This is a genomic window from Bradyrhizobium ivorense, assembly GCF_900696085.1.
Taxonomy (GTDB): domain Bacteria; phylum Pseudomonadota; class Alphaproteobacteria; order Rhizobiales; family Xanthobacteraceae; genus Bradyrhizobium; species Bradyrhizobium ivorense.
Genome location: NZ_CAADFC020000016.1, coordinates 690,111 through 706,167, shown reverse-complemented (window position 1 = coordinate 706,167; position 16,057 = coordinate 690,111). Strand labels below are relative to the sequence as shown.

At 60.3% G+C, this 16,057-nt stretch carries 15 protein-coding genes and 1 pseudogene; 14 read left to right on the top strand and 2 right to left on the bottom strand.

The features are described from left to right. The first annotated feature begins 19 nt into the window (after positions 1-19). The 7 genes and pseudogenes from CI41S_RS23235 (at position 20) to CI41S_RS23210 (ending at position 6,044) form a co-directional block, all read left to right on the top strand. Entirely contained in the window at positions 20-802 is a 783-nt protein-coding gene (locus CI41S_RS23235) for a 3-hydroxybutyrate dehydrogenase (protein WP_139861735.1), read from the top strand. 56 nt (positions 803-858) lie between these two features. Beyond that, on the top strand, positions 859-1,644 hold the full coding sequence (locus CI41S_RS45400; protein ID WP_139861734.1) for a sensor histidine kinase: 786 nt from the start codon (positions 859-861) through the stop codon (positions 1,642-1,644). Between the two features lie 105 nt (positions 1,645-1,749). Continuing rightward, complete coding sequence (locus CI41S_RS23225) at positions 1,750-2,409, top strand: hydrolase (protein WP_139861733.1); 660 nt, start codon at positions 1,750-1,752, stop codon at positions 2,407-2,409. 114 nt (positions 2,410-2,523) lie between these two features. Beyond that, a pseudogene (locus CI41S_RS44525) lies at positions 2,524-2,970 on the top strand ((2Fe-2S)-binding protein); the annotation flags it as partial. Beyond that, complete coding sequence (locus CI41S_RS44520; protein WP_283813136.1) at positions 2,971-3,330, top strand: molybdopterin cofactor-binding domain-containing protein; 360 nt, start codon at positions 2,971-2,973, stop codon at positions 3,328-3,330. 473 nt (positions 3,331-3,803) lie between these two features. Continuing rightward, positions 3,804-5,546, top strand: a complete 1,743-nt coding sequence (locus tag CI41S_RS23215) for an adenylate/guanylate cyclase domain-containing protein (protein WP_244626650.1) — start codon at positions 3,804-3,806, stop codon at positions 5,544-5,546. A 270-nt stretch (positions 5,547-5,816) separates the two neighbouring features. Continuing rightward, on the top strand, positions 5,817-6,044 hold the full coding sequence (locus CI41S_RS23210; protein ID WP_139861731.1) for a hypothetical protein: 228 nt from the start codon (positions 5,817-5,819) through the stop codon (positions 6,042-6,044). A 226-nt stretch (positions 6,045-6,270) separates the two neighbouring features. On the opposite strand, the gene CI41S_RS23205 is transcribed toward CI41S_RS23210, so the two are convergent. Beyond that, a complete protein-coding gene (locus CI41S_RS23205; RefSeq protein WP_139862136.1) occupies positions 6,271-7,065 on the bottom strand; it encodes a crotonase/enoyl-CoA hydratase family protein in 795 nt (264 codons plus the stop codon). Between the two features lie 514 nt (positions 7,066-7,579). Between CI41S_RS23205 and CI41S_RS23200 the strand changes: the two genes are divergently transcribed. From CI41S_RS23200 to CI41S_RS44515, 3 genes are all read left to right on the top strand, one after another. Beyond that, positions 7,580-8,338 (top strand): response regulator, encoded by a 759-nt coding sequence (locus CI41S_RS23200; RefSeq protein ID WP_283813130.1) that lies wholly within the window; start codon positions 7,580-7,582, stop codon positions 8,336-8,338. A 167-nt stretch (positions 8,339-8,505) separates the two neighbouring features. Beyond that, positions 8,506-9,378 carry a c-type cytochrome gene (locus CI41S_RS23195; protein WP_244626649.1) on the top strand — a complete coding sequence of 291 codons (873 nt, stop codon included), beginning with the start codon at positions 8,506-8,508 and terminating at the stop codon, positions 9,376-9,378. 260 nt (positions 9,379-9,638) lie between these two features. After that, on the top strand, positions 9,639-10,250 hold the full coding sequence (locus CI41S_RS44515; protein ID WP_244626648.1) for a glutathione S-transferase family protein: 612 nt from the start codon (positions 9,639-9,641) through the stop codon (positions 10,248-10,250). A 153-nt stretch (positions 10,251-10,403) separates the two neighbouring features. Here CI41S_RS44515 and CI41S_RS23185 read toward each other — a convergent pair whose 3' ends face one another. Next, a complete protein-coding gene (locus tag CI41S_RS23185) occupies positions 10,404-11,183 on the bottom strand; it encodes an SDR family oxidoreductase (protein WP_139861729.1) in 780 nt (259 codons plus the stop codon). Between the two features lie 141 nt (positions 11,184-11,324). Between CI41S_RS23185 and CI41S_RS23180 the strand changes: the two genes are divergently transcribed. From CI41S_RS23180 to CI41S_RS23165, 4 genes are read left to right on the top strand one after another with little or no spacing between them, the layout of a single operon-like run. After that, positions 11,325-12,473, top strand: coding sequence for an ABC transporter substrate-binding protein (locus tag CI41S_RS23180; RefSeq protein WP_244626647.1), 1,149 nt, complete (start codon positions 11,325-11,327; stop codon positions 12,471-12,473). 17 nt (positions 12,474-12,490) lie between these two features. Then, positions 12,491-13,534 carry a branched-chain amino acid ABC transporter permease gene (locus CI41S_RS23175; RefSeq protein ID WP_139861728.1) on the top strand — a complete coding sequence of 348 codons (1,044 nt, stop codon included), beginning with the start codon at positions 12,491-12,493 and terminating at the stop codon, positions 13,532-13,534. Beyond that, on the top strand, positions 13,531-15,294 hold the full coding sequence (locus CI41S_RS23170) for a branched-chain amino acid ABC transporter ATP-binding protein/permease (RefSeq protein WP_139861727.1): 1,764 nt from the start codon (positions 13,531-13,533) through the stop codon (positions 15,292-15,294). Before CI41S_RS23175 ends, CI41S_RS23170 begins: the two co-directional genes overlap by 4 nt. After that, positions 15,291-16,016, top strand: a complete 726-nt coding sequence (locus tag CI41S_RS23165) for an ABC transporter ATP-binding protein (RefSeq protein ID WP_139861726.1) — start codon at positions 15,291-15,293, stop codon at positions 16,014-16,016. The genes CI41S_RS23170 and CI41S_RS23165 overlap by 4 nt, the downstream gene beginning before the upstream one ends. The last annotated feature ends 41 nt before the right edge of the window (positions 16,017-16,057 follow it).

Sequence of the window (16,057 nt, the reverse complement as noted above, 5' to 3'; positions counted from 1 at the left end):
AGCATCGAAAGGACGTCTCATGTTGAAAGGCAAAGTAGCGATCGTCACGGGATCGACCAGCGGCATTGGCTTGGGCATTGCCAAAGAGCTGGGTAAGCTCGGCGCTGGCCTGGTGTTGAACGGCTTTGGCGAAGCGGGAGCCATCGAGGCGCTGCGCAGCGGGATCGAGCGCGAGCACGGCGTGCGTGTTGTGTACGATGGCGCGGATATGGCGCAGGGAGAAGCCGTTCGCGGATTGGTCGCCGGTACGATCGAGAAATTCGGCCGGCTCGACATCCTGGTCAACAATGCCGGCATTCAGTTCACGGCGCCGGTCGAGGAATTTCCGATTGCCAGGTGGGATGCCATTCTGAAGATCAATCTGTCAGCGGCGTTCCACGGCATCGCCGCGGCAGTACCTCAGATGAGAAAGCAGCGTTGGGGACGGATTATCAATATCGCCTCCGCCCACGGGCTCGTCGGTTCAACACATAAGGCGGGATACGTCGCAGCCAAGCACGGACTGGTCGGTCTGACAAAGGTGGTCGGCCTGGAGACCGCCGGCAGTGGCGTGACCTGTAATGCGGTCTGCCCTGGCTGGGTCCGAACGCCGTTGGTCGAGAGGCAAATTGCGGACCTCGCCGCAGAGAAGCGCATTAGTCAGGAGGAGGCGGCGAATGGGTTGCTGGCGGAAAAGCAGCCGTCTCTGGAATTTGTCGCTCTCGAACAACTCGGAGGCGCGGTCGCTTTCCTGTGCTCGGATGCGGCGGAGCAGATCACCGGAACCGCGATCTCGATCGACGGCGGTTGGACTGCACAGTAGCGCGAACGCGCAAGTCGGGGACGGATCGCTCCAGACGACCCAAGGAGTACAAGCCGATGCATGGAACGCGCAGACCCATCCGAGACCCCAAGGGCGATAGCGGGTGCTCCGCTGCAACAAGCACGACAATTTCGTCAAAGCGCTTAAGCGACCGTGAGTTTGAAGCAACGCTGCTCGCGATCGCGGGGCATGATCTTCGCCAGCCGCTGCAAATCATTCAGGGAGTTCGCGAGCGGCTTGGCGATGGGCTTCGAACCGCATCCGAGCAAGCCCTCCTGGAGCTTTGCCAGAGCGCAATCGATCGATTGGGCGAGCAACTCGATCAGTTGCTGATCGCACTTCGTTTGAGCGAGCGCGGCGGGCATGTCAAGTTATCTGCGGTCAACCTCGAGACGTCGCTGAGACAAGTTCGGCGCGAGCACGAAGCGGCGGCGCAGGAAAAGGGGCTTCAGATCAGGGTGGTCTCAACCCGCACCTGGATCAAAAGCGACGTTTTGCTGCTGGGTGCGGTGCTCCGCAATCTCGTCAGCAATGCGATCAAATACACCGAACCAGGCGGCCGCCTCCTGATGGGCTGTCGTCACTTTGGGAATCATATCCGGATCGATGTTGTCGACACTGGAATCGGCATTTCCGGTGAGCATATGTCGAGAATATTCGAGGCCTTTGCGCGGATCGATGTAATGTGCGGTGATGGTCTCGGCATCGGGCTCTTCATCGTTCGGCAAGCCGTGGGTGTACTTGGCCATCGTGTTCAAGTGAGCTCTGCGGTCGGTCGAGGGACCCGGTTTTCGATCGTGGCCGAGCGGGCCCGTACCGATGTGCACGAGCATCGACAATAGCGGAACTCCGCAGCAGGCGCGGAGCGCTGGATCCATTTCCCACTTCATCCGCAGTGACTGTTTCAAAACACAGCGCTGCATCGCTCGAACACAAGGAGAGACCACATGGGCCTCAAAGCCATCGCCAAACCCGCCAAAACGCTTCTGAGTCCGAGTGATCACGCGCTGCTGCTGATTGACCATCAATCGCAAATGGCGTTCAATACCAAGTCAATTGACATCACCATCCTGCGTACCAACGTCGCGATCCTTGCCCATACGGCGCGAGCCTTCAAGGTCCCGACGATCATCACGACGATTTCGAAGGATGCCTTCGCGGGTCCGCTGTTCAGTGAGATCACCGATGTTTTCCCAAATGCGGAGGTCGCCGATCGCACGACCTCGAACGGCTGGGAGGACGAGAATCTCATTCGTCGCATCAACGCTATCGGAAAGGACCGCCTCGTGATGTGCGGCCTGTGGACGTCTGTCTGTTGCAATGGTCCGGTGCTGTCGGCGTTGGAACAGGGTTATGAGGTATATGTCATCACGGATGCTTGCGGCGACTGCTCGGTCGAGGCGCACGAACGGGCGGTCGAGCGCATGATCCAGGCCGGCGCACGGCCGATGACATCGCTAGGTTATCTGTTGGAATTGCAGCGGGATTGGGCGCGCCTTGAGACCTACGACCTCACCGTGGAGATCGCGAAGCGGTACGGCGGCCCGTTCGGCGTGGGCCTCCAGTACTTCAAAACGATGTTCGAAAGCCACGGTGGGAAGGGTTGAACATTTGCCCCGGGGACACCGACGAAACCTGCGGGGTGACCTCCGCTCCGCCGTCACGTGCCGCTTCCGAAATGTCTTTTCACGTCCATCTCACGGCGCTCGACTGTAAGACAAATGAAATACGCTCTCAAGATCAACGGAATGCAGAAGACGGTGGATGTGGACGGCGACACGCCCTTGCTGTGGGTGCTTCGCGACGTCCTCAACATGACCGGCACGAAGTTCGGATGCGGGATGGCGCTGTGCGGTACATGCACGGTTCACGTCGATGGCGCGGCGGCCCGCTCCTGCGCGACCACGATCGACAGCATCGGGGACGCCGCGGTGATGACCATCGAGGCCATTGGCGACACCCCGGTCGGCCGCAAGGTGCAGCAGGCATGGTTTGACCTTGACGTCGTCCAGTGCGGCTATTGCCAGTCGGGGCAGATCATGTCCGCCGCGGCACTCCTGACCAGCACGCCTCATTCGACGGTGTCCGAGATCAACACCGCGATGTCGAGCAATGTCTCCCGGTGCGGTACCTACAATCGCATTCACGACGCCATCCAGCGCGCGGCGTTGGATGGCGAGGCCAATGTCAAGGTCGAGCGTGTGGTCTGCGCGGTAGACTGCGGGCTGCCGATCAATCCGCTGACGATCGACGCGCAGGTGCAGGGCGGAACGATCTTTGGCCTGACGGCAGCGCTGCACGGAGCGATCACGTTCAAGGACGGGCGCGTGGAGCAATCCAACTTCGACAGTTATCTGCCGTTGCGCATCGACGAAACGCCGCGGATCGAGACCCATATCGTGCCGAGCAGGGCCGGTCCCGGCGGCCTCGGTGAAGCCGCGACGGCTGTCGTGGCGCCGGCGCTCACGAATGCGATCTTCGCCGCGACCGGACGCCGTATCAGGCGATTGCCAGTTCAGTCGGCATGAATCTTCTTTTCAAACTCATGAACTACGCGCCGGTGCGCTAAGAAAGGGCGCGACTCACCAGGGAGAAGTCGTGATGCTCACGAGGTGCTCCACCATGCTCGGCCTCCTCGGCTCTGCCGCAGCGCAGTCCGCTGCGACAAGCGCTAATATTTCACCAAACAGTGTAAATGGCCGGCGACCTCCAGTACTTCAGGACGACGTTCGAAAACCACGTCGGAACGGCCTGAACATTTATACCGACGACGCCCGATGAACCTGCGGGGGTGGAGCTGACCATGACATCCGCGCCGATCGTTGATGGATCAAGAACAGGACGAGACGACGAGTGCACCATGCCATCTGCCGAGGAGCCTGCTTCTCGGTTTGAGGCGGTACAACACCGCAGCGCTCCCGTCTCTCCCGACCGCCCCCGACGGAGACGTTCCCTACTCGGAACAGACCGCAAGCCCGCGGCGCGGATTGAGCGACGGCTTGTGGCCGTGCTCGCAACGGATGTCGCCGGTTACAGCCGTCTCATGAATGCGGATGAGGAGGGCACGCTGGCAAGACTGAAGCAGTGCCGGCGGGCGGTTGTCGACCCCAAGATTGCCGAGCATCGGGGCCGCATCGTCAAGACCACCGGCGATGGCATGCTGGTCGAGTTCATCAGCGCGGTGGAAGCGGTCCGGTGCGCTGTCGAGATTCAACGAGGCATTGCCAACGGCAATATCGGCGTGCCCGAAGGCAAGCGCCTCGAATTGCGTATTGGCATCCATGTTGGCGACATCATCATCGACGACAACGACATTTTTGGTGATGGCGTCAACATTGCCTCGCGGCTAGAGGGAATCGCCGAGCCCGGCGGCATCTGCATCTCCGACGATGCTCACCGCCAGATTCGAGGCAAAACGAAGATCGCCTATGACGATATGGGCTATCAATCGTTGAAGAACATCCCCGAGCCGATACGAGCTTGGCGAGCGCGGGCGGTTGCGAATGCATGCCCGCCGATGGATGCCGATGTGCCGACACTCGCGCTTCCCGACCAGCCTTCCATTGCGGTGCTGCCCTTTACCAACATGAGCGGAGATCCCGAACAGGAGTATTTCGCCGATGGCATGGTCGAGGACATCATCACGGCATTATCGCGCATGACCTGGCTATTCGTGATCGCGCGCAACTCGAGCTTCACCTACAAGGGCAAGGCAGTCAACATAAAGCAGGTCGGCCGCGAACTCGGCGTGCGCTACGTGCTCGAGGGAAGTGTTCGCAAGGTAGCAAACAGGGTTCGCATCACAGGGCAGCTGATAGACGCACCCACCGGCGCGCATTTGTGGGCGGATCATTTTGACGGCTGCCTCGATGATATCTTCGAGCTGCAGGACGAAGTTACCAGGAACGTTATCGGGGCGATCTCGCCCAGGCTTGAACAGGTCGAAATCGAACGGGCCAAGCGCAAGCCGACCGAAAACCTGGCCGCTCACGACTATTTTTTGCGCGGTATGGCCAATATCTATCAAGTCACGAGACAAGCCAACCTCGAGGCCCTCCAGAATTTTCAAAGCGCGATCGGGACGGACGAGAATTTTGCCGCGGCCTACGGAATGTGCGCTTATTGTTATGTCTGGTGCAAGGCAAACGGCTGGGCAAGCGATCGGGAAGGGCAAGCCGGCGAAGCGGAACGATTGGCCCGCGCTGCGGCACGATTCGGTGCGAATGATCCGGTGGCCCTTGCTCATGCCGGCTACGCACTTGCCTATGTGGTTGGAGAACTTGAGGATGGGGGTGCGCTGATCGAACGTGCGCTCATGCTCAATGCTAATTTTGCGGCAGCATGGCGATTTAGCGGGTGGGTCAATATCTTTCTTGGCGAGCCGGACCTTGCCATAGATCATTTGCACCGCGCGATGCGCCTTAGTCCGCTCGACCCTCTCATCTTCATCGTGCAAACCGGCATTGGACTGGCCCACTTCTTCGCCGGACGGTACGAAGAAGCACTTTCCTGGGCCCAGAGGGCCTCGAGGCACAGTCCAGGCTACGTCACGGCAGCCATTTTGACCGCGGTGAGTTCGGCCGTGGCAGGGCGAGACGCCGAAGCGCGGAAGGCCGTCGCACGGCTACACCAAATAGACCCAACCGCGGCTGCCTCGAAGTTTGCCAACATGTTTCCGCTGCGCCGCCCCGCCGACCTGGCTGCATTTGATGCCGGCCTTCGGCTGATCGGCCTCCCGGAATAATCGCATGCGCTTTGCTTGGGGGGACGATGCAAATACATCACCCATGGGTTCTGCGATCTAGATCGACCGTCGGCTTGTCGTGACCACCCAAAGGTATGGCTAAGCCAAGACGAACGTATAACCAGTACCTTGGTACGATTTTCGAGAACGCTGGCCCACGCCATCTCCCTGCGATGCGATGAACGTGTCGGCCACTGAGCGTCCGGCTGACGACGATCGCAGATGCGAAAGGCGCAATCCGCGTTTTCGGCAAACCAAACGGAGATAACAATGCGAAACGAAATCCTCCTCGCGCTTCTTGTCCCGGCAATTGCTTTTCTGGCGGCAGAAGCGACTGCTGCTCCCAGGGACCACCACAATCGAGCGAAGGACCGCATCTTGGCAGGCGAGCAATGGCGGAACCGCAACGCCTCTGCCGCACCAGCAATTATTTCGGTGCCGTCTTATGGGTCCAACTTGGCAGAAGGCGCAATGACGTCGGGGATAGCCGGTCATTAATCGCTGACGCACCAACAAGTCACCTTTTCCGCACTTCGCGTAAGCCGCTAGGTGGATCAGGCCTTTCGCAATACGGGCCTGATCCTATCGGATCGAAGCGCTTCGCTGAAGAAGCACGCTGGCTTAACCGCATAATGGAGAGGCGGCGTCGCCGGGCGCGCCTCGTCTCGGTGGCGCTCGCCAACAAGGCGGCGCGGATCACCAACTGATTGGCGCTGGATCTGCCTCACTCCGCCACCGGGTTGTGCAGGACCTTGCTGGCGCGCTTCTCGAGGAAGTCACGGATGCGGGTCTTCGCCTCACGGTCGCCTACGGCGAGTGTAACCATGAGGCTCTCCATCAGCAGACCGGTTTCCGAATCGGCCCTTGCGATGCGTGGCAATGCCTGAACCACGGCAAAATTGGTCATGGGGGCGTTCGCTGCGATCTTCTCTGCGAGTTCGATGGCGGTCGCCAGGCCAGTTCCGTTGTCGGCGACATATTGCGAGAAGCCGATCTCATGCTGCTCGGCACTGTACCTGCGACCGGTCAGCATCATGTCAATCGTCCGACTGCTGCCGATCAGGCGCGGAATCCGGACGGCACCACCCCCGCCAACGAAAATGCCTCTGATGCCCTCCGGCAGGGCAAAGTACGTGTTGCGTTCAGCCACGCGGATGTGCGCCGAAGCGGCCAGTTCGAGACCGCCTCCGATCACGCCACCGTGCAATGCCGCAATCACGGGAACGCTGCCATATTCGATGCGGTCGAGCGTTTCGTGCATGCTCCTGGAAAAGGCAATCGCGTCAGCTCCGTCGCGCCCAGCGACATCCCCCAGATCGGCGCCGGCGCAGAAATGCTCGCCTGCACCATGCAGGACGACGGCACGCGTTCCCTGTGGAAGATGACTGAAAACCGACCGGATCGCATCCATCATTTTGGCGTCTATCGCGTTCCGCTTGGCGGGCCGCGATAGCTGAACGAGAGTTACAGGACCACGCTGGCTTACGGCAAGACGATCCGAGAAGTCACCAGATCCCATATCCGTGGCTGCCAGATTGATCGGGCTCGAATCGTTGAGCGCAAATGTCATGAGGAACTCCAATCCTGCATTCTGGTCGAGCAAGGCAAGGCTTCGCCTCGAACCCCCGAGGCGTTTGAAGCAGATCCGGATATCCGGGCATTCTTGCATTCGGATTTCAGTTTCAGGAGAACTCATTGCAGCCGCAACAGACGTATCGAGAATCGGATCGGCGGCGAGTAAGTCTCGATGAGCTGGAGAACTTGGATCGGAACAGCACCTGCCGCCGACGAGCGCCCGATCAGGCGATGGCGCGTCCCGCTACAATTGTAATGGAAGAGATCCGGCGATCTCAGCGCCTCGGATTCTCGAGAAGAAGATCTACGTCTTCCAAGAGCCGCTCTCGAAAATGTGTGCGACGATCCTCGGATGCCGATCTTATATGTCGGTGGAGCACCGGAGAAAGCCGGAATGATCCAACGCACGGTGTGCCCCGGTCGCGCTTCTCAAACAACCTGATATCGAAAGTTTCGGTTTGCACGGACAAAGGCCTAAATCGGACAGCACGGTTCGCCGAGCCCGCACGTGTCTTGTCGTCGAGGACGACATGACCATGCAGCGCTTCGTGACAAGCTATCTCGAAGACCACGACATCCGTACCATCTCAGCCTCGCGACGGGATGAGGTCCCCGGTATTCTTGCACGCGATCAGCCGGACCTCGTCGTGCTGGACCTTCGCCTCGGACAGGCCGACGGCCTCGACCTACTCCGTGAGATTCGAGCGCAGTCGGACATTCCGGTCATCATCACCACGGGTCAGCGGCGCGACGAAATTGATCGTGTTGTCGGCTTGGAACTGGGGGCCGACGACTACATCACGAAGCCATTCGGCCTGAGGGAACTCCTCGCCCGGATCAAAGCCATCCTCAGGCGGCGAGAGACCGCTACGGCATTCACCCAGCGTAGTGTCGAGAACGGTCGCTGTCGTTTCGGCGGCTGGCAGATTGATCGGCGATTGCGCCGCTTGACCAACCCTTCCGGCGAACCGATCGCGCTCACGAAGGTAGAATACGCGCTTTTGATAGCCTTCATCGAGTCGCCGCAGAGGCCGTTGTCGCGTGAATATCTCTTGCAGGCAACGCGCGTCCACGAGGATGTATTCGACCGCAGCATCGATGTGCAGGTGCTTCACCTGCGCCGCAAGCTCGAGACCGATCCGAGCGCGCCTTCCATGATTCGTACCGAGCGCGGCGTCGGCTATGTCTTCACGCCGACGGTCGAGCGAATTTCGTGACCGAGCGACGGAAAGCGCCGCTTGCTGAGCGCACCTTGCAGTGGCGAAGCCGCGATAGGGCGCATCACGGAGGTAGCCCGGTTGCCTCACACCAGAATGTTTCGGAGAGAGGGTGGCTGCATGTCCCGCGCCCAGGGTGATCGCCTGCCGACCGACAGAGAAAGATGATGCTCAAAACGCTTCGAGCTGGCGCGCCGGCTGTCGCGGTGCTATTCGCTCCCGTGATGGTCTGGCGCGCATGCGCCGGATCATTGAGCCCGCAGGAATTCACTCAGGTCGAACGCGGCCGCTACCTTTCTATCCTATCGGATTGCTCTGGCTGCCATACCGCTCCCGGCGGCAAGCCGTTTTCGGGAGGGCGGCTGATCGAGACGCCTTTCGGCAATATTGCGTCGGCCAATATCACGCCCGACGTGAAAACCGGCATCGGAACCTGGAGCGACGACGAATTCGAGGCCGCGCTGAGAAAGGGCATTGGACGGACCGGTGCTCATCTCTATCCCGCCATGCCATACAATGCCTTCACCAAGATGTCCCGTGAGGACGTACTGGCGATACGGGCCTATCTCAACTCGCTGCAGCCGGTACGAAACTCGCGCAGTCCCAAGACACTTCCTTTCCCGTTCAGCATTCGGGCTGCGATGACTGTATGGAATGCGCTCTATTTTCAGGAGGGTAGCTACAAGCCGGATCCGGTCAGGTCTGCCGAATGGAATCGCGGCAAGTTCATTGTCGATGGTCCTGGGCATTGCGGAGCCTGTCACACGCCGAAGACCTTGCTCGGGGGGGAACGCGTGGATCAGTATCTGCAAGGCGCGAGCCTACAGGGATGGTCGGCCCCCGATATCACGGGCGACAGCCGCGCGGGCTTAGCCCGTTGGACGGTCGAGGATATAGCGCTTTACCTCAAGACAGGACACAATCGGACCGCCGCGGCCGCCGGGCCAATGGCTGAGGTTGTCGACCTATCAACGTCCAAGATGACTGAGGAGGACAGGCAGGCGATTGCGACGTACCTAAAATCTTTGCGAGGACGATGAGACCAGGTCTTCGCTCGAGCGATCCGACAACAGCGGTTCGGATAGGGCTCCACGGCGCTTGAGCGGGATCTTGCCGATTGTCGCGCCGTGCTCGCCGAAATGCGCAGGCGGATCGACGTGAGTACCTTATTACCCATCATCTCGTAGGACGTGATTCGAAAGCCGTGCCTTTCGGCGCTGTAACGTCAGTATCAGTGGTTGACTTGAAGCTATCGATCGGTCGCGTCGTGCAGCCGATCTGTTCGGCCTCAGAGCTCATCATGTTTAATATCGTGCTCCTGTCCGGGCGCGTGCGCCTTTGGCCGCACCGAGGTTTTGTGAACCGAGCCGCGCCGCGTCTCGGCCATCCGGCTGTGTGCGACTGCGATCAAACCGCGACGGCCGCCTGCTCCGGTGCGAGCGCATCCTCGGTTCGCCACGCGCTTGCTTGCGGCGAGGCGGACTGGAAAGCGCCACCCGCTGTCTGGCCTCCTCCCTTGGAGGGAAAGCCGACGATGGGGGTACCGGTGTATCCGCTTCTCATCACTCAAGCTTGCGACGTCTTCGCGAGTTTGTCCGCGAACGAAAAGAGGATGCGGCGGCATGGAACGGTGAAGGGATTGGCACATATTTGCGGTCATGCGCCGGAAGTCGTGCAGCAAGCCGGCGAGTACTTTCGTGGCCAACTCCGAAACGTTGATGTCGCATTGCGCGATCGACGAACCTATCTGATGGGTGACCAATTCGCGACGGCGGACATCCTTCTCACGACGTTCCTTACCTGGGCGATCGACTGTGGCGTGGGAATTTGCGATAGCGCGGTCCCATATCTTGAGCGAACAACGGCGAGGCAAGCCTATGCCGCCAGTGAGAAGACAAACTGCACGGTTTGAGACACGGATTGTGGTCCGGGGCTCCTTGAGATGAAGAACGCTCTCTCAGCGGGGAACGGGCCTGCAATGACGAATTGTGCGGTTGAAACGGAGTAGGGCGTGATTCCAGTCGCCGGCGACTTCACCGCGATGCTTACGAAATGGCGCTGACCTTCACGTCCTGTTTGGAGATCCAGGTCCCCGAAGCGTGGAGCCTCCGTCGAGCGTCAGGATCGTGCCGGTCGCGGTTCGAGAACAGGCGTCCGATGCCAGAAAGACATAAGCCGCCGCGTGATCGTCCGGTGTTCCCAGAACCTCCAATGGCATGTCGGCCGCAGTTCTCGGCGCAGGCGTCCGAGCGCTCTCCGGAAGACCTTCCGAGCCTCGCAGATTGGTCGGTACGTAACCGGACGCTATCGCATTGACCCTCACGGACGGAGCGAGTTCGAGCGCGAGTTGCTTGGTCAATCCCGTGATGGCGTGCTTCGCTGCAACATACAGAGTACCGCCGAAACCCGCGTGCGTGCCGGAGATCGAGCTCGTGAATATGATGCACCCCCGCCGCTTCGACAGTTCACCGTAACTTGCCTGTGCACCGAGCATGTAGCCTTTGACGTTCACTCCGAAGATATCGTCGAACGTCGCTTCGAGAGTTGACGGCGAGAACTCGGCAAACGGAAAGCGATTGTCATAGATGCCGGCGTTCCCCACGAAAATATCAAGACCGCCGAAGCGTTCGACCGCTGTTTGAACGGCTCGCTGATTGTCGGACGCTGAACGTACGTCGCCTGTGAGAGATATATAGCCGTCTGTCATATCCCCCGATTGTGCGGCGCTACGGGCGAGCCCAACGACACGGGCACCCTCGGCGAGGAAGCGCTTCACGACGGCGCGGCCGATGCCGGTCGTCGTGCCGGTGATGAATGCCACCTTGTTCTCAAGTTGACGCTGCATTTGTCCTCCTGCGGCCGCTCTGTCCAAATCCCGCGAATTCAACCTTGAGGCATACCTCGAGGCAAGTACCCGCGGCGCTCGCTTGACAGCTCTCGTGTGTAGTATACTACATACTTCATGGAAGCAAGAAGGAGAAGCGTCATGCGCAATGTTTTGGGTCCTGCCGTCTGGATGATGTGGGCCGTTGTCTTGCTTACGCCGGCGTCAGCTCGCGACGAAATTCGCATCGGGATTACCGGGACATTCACAGGGCCCGCGGCGTCAATCGGTATTCCATACAAACAGGCGGCCGAGTTGTTTCCGTCTCAGATCGCCGGCCATTCCGTGAAGTGGATCGTGCTGGATGATGCCGGCGACCCCGCGGCGGCGGTCCGTAATGCCCGCCGCTTCACAGATGAGGAGCAGGTCGATGCGATCCTCGGTTCGACGTCGCCTCCGGGGGCCATTGCGATGTTCGATGTCGCCGTTGAGAGCAAAACGCCGCAGCTTTCCCTGGCACCTGTCTCGGTCCCGGCGGCAAAGCGGATGTGGATCTTCAGCGTACCTCAGGCCGTGCCGGTGATGGTCTCGGCGGTGGTCGACCACATGGCCGCAAAAGGTGTGAAGAAGGTCGGATATATCGGGTTTACCGATAGCTGGGGTGATCAAAACTACAACGCGCTCGTTCGGCTGGCTCCGGCCAAGGGAATCACAATCTCGACGAACGAGCGATACAATCGGGTCGACGCGTCGGTCACCGCCCAGGTCCTGAAGATCCTGGCGACGAAGCCGGACGCGGTCTTCATCGGGGCGAGTGGCTCGCCGGCGGTGCTTCCCAATCTGACGCTTCGGGACAGCGGGTACGAGGGCCCGCTCTATAATTCTCACGGAAGTGTCTCGCGTGCCGTCCTGCAGGCCGGCGGTGCCGCAATGGAAGGAACGATTGCCCCCACGGGGCCGCTCGTCGTGGCGGACGAGTTGCCGGATTCATATCCGACCAAGAAGGCAGCAATCGATTTCGTGTCCGCCTACGAATCGAGATGGGGAAAGGGCACGCGCAATCCTTTTGCAGGATACGCCTGGGACGCGATGCTGCTCATCAGCGCTGCCGTACCGGCCGCACTGAGTGCCGGCGAACCGGGTACGGCGGAGTTCAGGAATGCCCTTCGCGGCTCGCTCGAGGCCGGAAAGGAGATCGCGGGAACGCACGCCGTCTATCGCTATACCGCCGAGGATCATGAAGGCGTCGATCAACGATCCCGCATTCTGGTCGTCGTCAAGGACGGCGCATACCACTACCTGGCGAACTGAGCAGGGGAGGCGGACCGATGAATCCGACCGTTGCGCTTCTTCTTGCCCAGGATGGAATAACGAACGGGATTGTCTTTGCGCTGCTCGGGGTCGCCATACTGCTGGTCTTCCTCGTCACGCGCGTTCTGTTTGTTGTCCAGGGCGAGTTCGTGGTGCTTGGGGCGGTCACACTGGTTCAAGTGCAGCGGGGTGAGGTCGCGGGCGCGGCCTGGTTGCTGATGCCGCTGGCGCTCCTTTGCCTCGTGCTTTCAGCGATACAGTTCGTCCGCGAACGCAACTCCCGTCTCTGGAGTCTTCAGAATGGAATTTGCCTGCTCGCGCTTGCAATCGGATTGTGCGCCACGTTCTACCCGCCGGCAGGAAAGTCGGCGTGGCTGCAGATCACCACGGTTGTCTGTCTCATCACCCCGATGGGGCCGCTGCTGTACTGGACCGCGTTCCGCAACATATGCAGATCCTCAATTCTGACGCTGCTGTTTGCGGCAATGTGTGTTCACTACGTACTGCAGGGGTTGATGCTGCCGCTGTTCGGGCCCGAGGGGTTCCGAGCGTTACCGCTCGTTCGAGGACGGATCGATTTCGGAGGGATATGGCTGTCCGCTCAGTTGATCTTTATGCTTTGCGTCTTCCTTCTGCTGACGACGGCGCTTTGGTTGGTCTTCCACCATACTCTGCCGGGCAAGGCTTTGCGTGCGGTATCGATCAATCGCGTCGGTGCTCGCCTGGTCGGCATCTCTTCAGACATTGCCGGCGCGGCGGCATTCGGTCTTGCATCCCTGATTGGAGCGGTATCGGGCATTCTGATCGCACCGCTGTCCAACGTCTACTACGACTCGGGGTTCCTGCTCGCGCTCAAGGGGTTCGTTGGATGCGTCGTGGGAGGATTGGCAAGCTTTCCGCTTGCTGCACTCGGAGCGCTTCTGACCGGGCTGCTTGATTCATTCGCGGCATTCTACGCCTCGGCCCTCAAAGACAGCATCGTCTTCGCATTGCTGGTCCCGATGCTTCTCTACATGTCGGTAACGCAGATTTCAGGACGCGGCGAGGAGGCCGGGGAGTGAGACGCCTAACAACAATTGCGCTGCTGGTACCGCTGGGGATCGCGGCATCATCCGTTGTTCTGTCAAGCTACTGGCTCACGCTGGTCATATCCGTCGGCATCAATGTACTCGTCTGCGTGGGCCTCTGCGTCATGGCGGGCCAGGCCGGCATTGCCTCATTCGGGCAAGCGGCCTTCGTCGGGGTCGGTGCCTATGCGACCGCCCTACTGACGACGCAGGGCCACCTTCCGCCCTGGGTTTCTCTATTTGCAAGTCTCGGACTGACGGTCGCCTTTGCGTTCGTCATCGGATGGATCACGGTACGCCTGTCGGGCCACTATCTTGTCCTCGGCACGCTCGGGTGGAGCGTCGGCTTCTACTATGTTCTGGCGAACGTGCCCGGGCTTGGCGGATACGATGGCATATCGGGGCTGCCCCAGCTCTTTCTCATGACCGGGAACGATGAGCGCATTCCGTTCAACGTCCTGGTGTGGGCGCTTGAAGCTGCCGTGCTTCTCATCACCATCAACATTCTCGACAGCGGGCCCGGGCGTGCTATTCGCGTCGTCCGTTCGAAGGCCATGGCCGAATCCTTCGGTATCGACACCTCACGCTACAAGCTCGCCGTCTTCGTTCTCGCGGCGACAACCGCGGGGCTGTCAGGATGGCTTCAGGCGCATTTTCTTAGATTCGTGAATCCGAACCCGTTCAACCTGAACGCAAGCGTTGAATATCTCTTCATGAGCCTTATCGGCGGGCTTTCGCACTTCGCTGGAGCCGTGATTGGTCCGTTCCTTGTCGTCGTAACGAAAAGCCTGCTGCAGACGAACCTTGCAAGCCTTGTGCAGACCACCGGCAACTATGAAATTGTCGCCTTCGGCGTGGTCGTGCTGCTGTTGCTTCATTTCGCCCCCAACGGCGTTGTGTCACTCCTGCCGGGCTCGCTGCAACTGCATTCGAGGCTGACCGGGTCGGCAAGAGAGGCACTCAATTCCGTCGAGAAGCCAGCCCGGGGCGGCGTAGTTCTGAGCGCCAAGGGTGTCAGCAAGTACTACGGTGGTCTTCGCGCACTCAATGAGGTGAGCCTGGACGTCGGCGCCGCCGAGGTCGTTGCGCTGGTGGGACCCAACGGGGCCGGGAAAAGCACATTATTCGATCTGTTGAGTGGCCTGGCCGAGCCTTCGGCGGGTGCGGTCAGCCTCCTTGGCGAACGGGTTGACGGTCAATCTCCGCGATCGATCGTGAAACGTGGTCTTGCCCGGACGTTCCAGCATGCGCAGTTGAACGACGACATGACTGTACTTGAGAATGTCGCACTTGGCGGCCATCTTCGCGGCAACACCAGTCTGATTTCCGCCGCGCTGCGGCTCGATCGCCGCAAGGAGGCCGCGTTGCTGGCTGAGGCGGCTCTTCAAATTGATCGCCTGCGACTCACCGAGGTCAGGGATGAGAAGGCGGGTTCCCTCGCACTTGGCCAGCAGCGCATCATCGAAGTTGCACGAGCCCTGATGGTGGACCCCGTCATCGTCTTGCTTGATGAGCCGGCCGCGGGGCTGCGTTTTGCCGAAAAGCAGGCGCTTGCCACGGTGATCGACGAACTGCGCAAACGCGGAGTCGCGGTTCTCGTGGTCGAGCACGATCTCGATTTCGTAGACCAGATCGCCGACCGGGTCGTTGTGTTCGATTTCGGAACAAAGATAGCGGAGGGATCGGTCGCCACTGTGTTGAACGATCCGCGCGTCGTCGAGGCTTATTTGGGCCGCCCCAGGAGTGCCGCATGAGCACGTTGATGACAGTAAGCCGGCTGGACGTACGTTACGGACAGAAGCTGGCCGTCAACCAGGCCTGTCTCGATGTCGCCGCTGGTACGATCACAACGATCATCGGAGCAAACGGAGCCGGAAAGACCAGCTTGCTTTCCGGACTAATGGGGCTCGCTGCGCGCTCCGGTTCAATCGTATTTCAGGGACGTGACGTCAGCGACGAGCCGCCTGAATCGAAGGTCCGTCGCGGTATGATCCTTGTGCCGGAGCGGCGCGAGCTGTTCGGTTCGATGTCCGTCCAGGACAACCTGCTGCTCGGAGCAATGGCGGTCAAGGCAACGCGCCATTCGAGAAGAGATCGTCTGGACCTCGTCTACAAGAAGTACCCGAGGCTTTCGGAGCGGCGGACGCAACAGGCAGGCACGCTATCGGGCGGGGAGCGCCAGATGCTGGCGCTCGGCCGCGCCCTGATGGGAAATCCGCGGCTTCTCATGCTCGACGAGCCCTCGCTCGGGCTCGCCCCAAACTTCGTCAACCAGATGTTCGAGTGGATCGTTGGCCTGCGCGAAGAGGGGATGTCCATTCTGCTGATCGAACAGAATGCCCGCCTTGCGCTCGATGTGGCGCAGTACGCCTATGTCATGCGCCAGGGCGAAATCTCGCCGCGCGCTGATGCGGCCGAGATGCGGTCCCGCGAGGATATTGCGGCACAGTATCTAGGCCCGCGACGGAAAGCCTGATGCAGGCAAAAGCCTGATGCAGGCAAATGACGCTTGCAGAA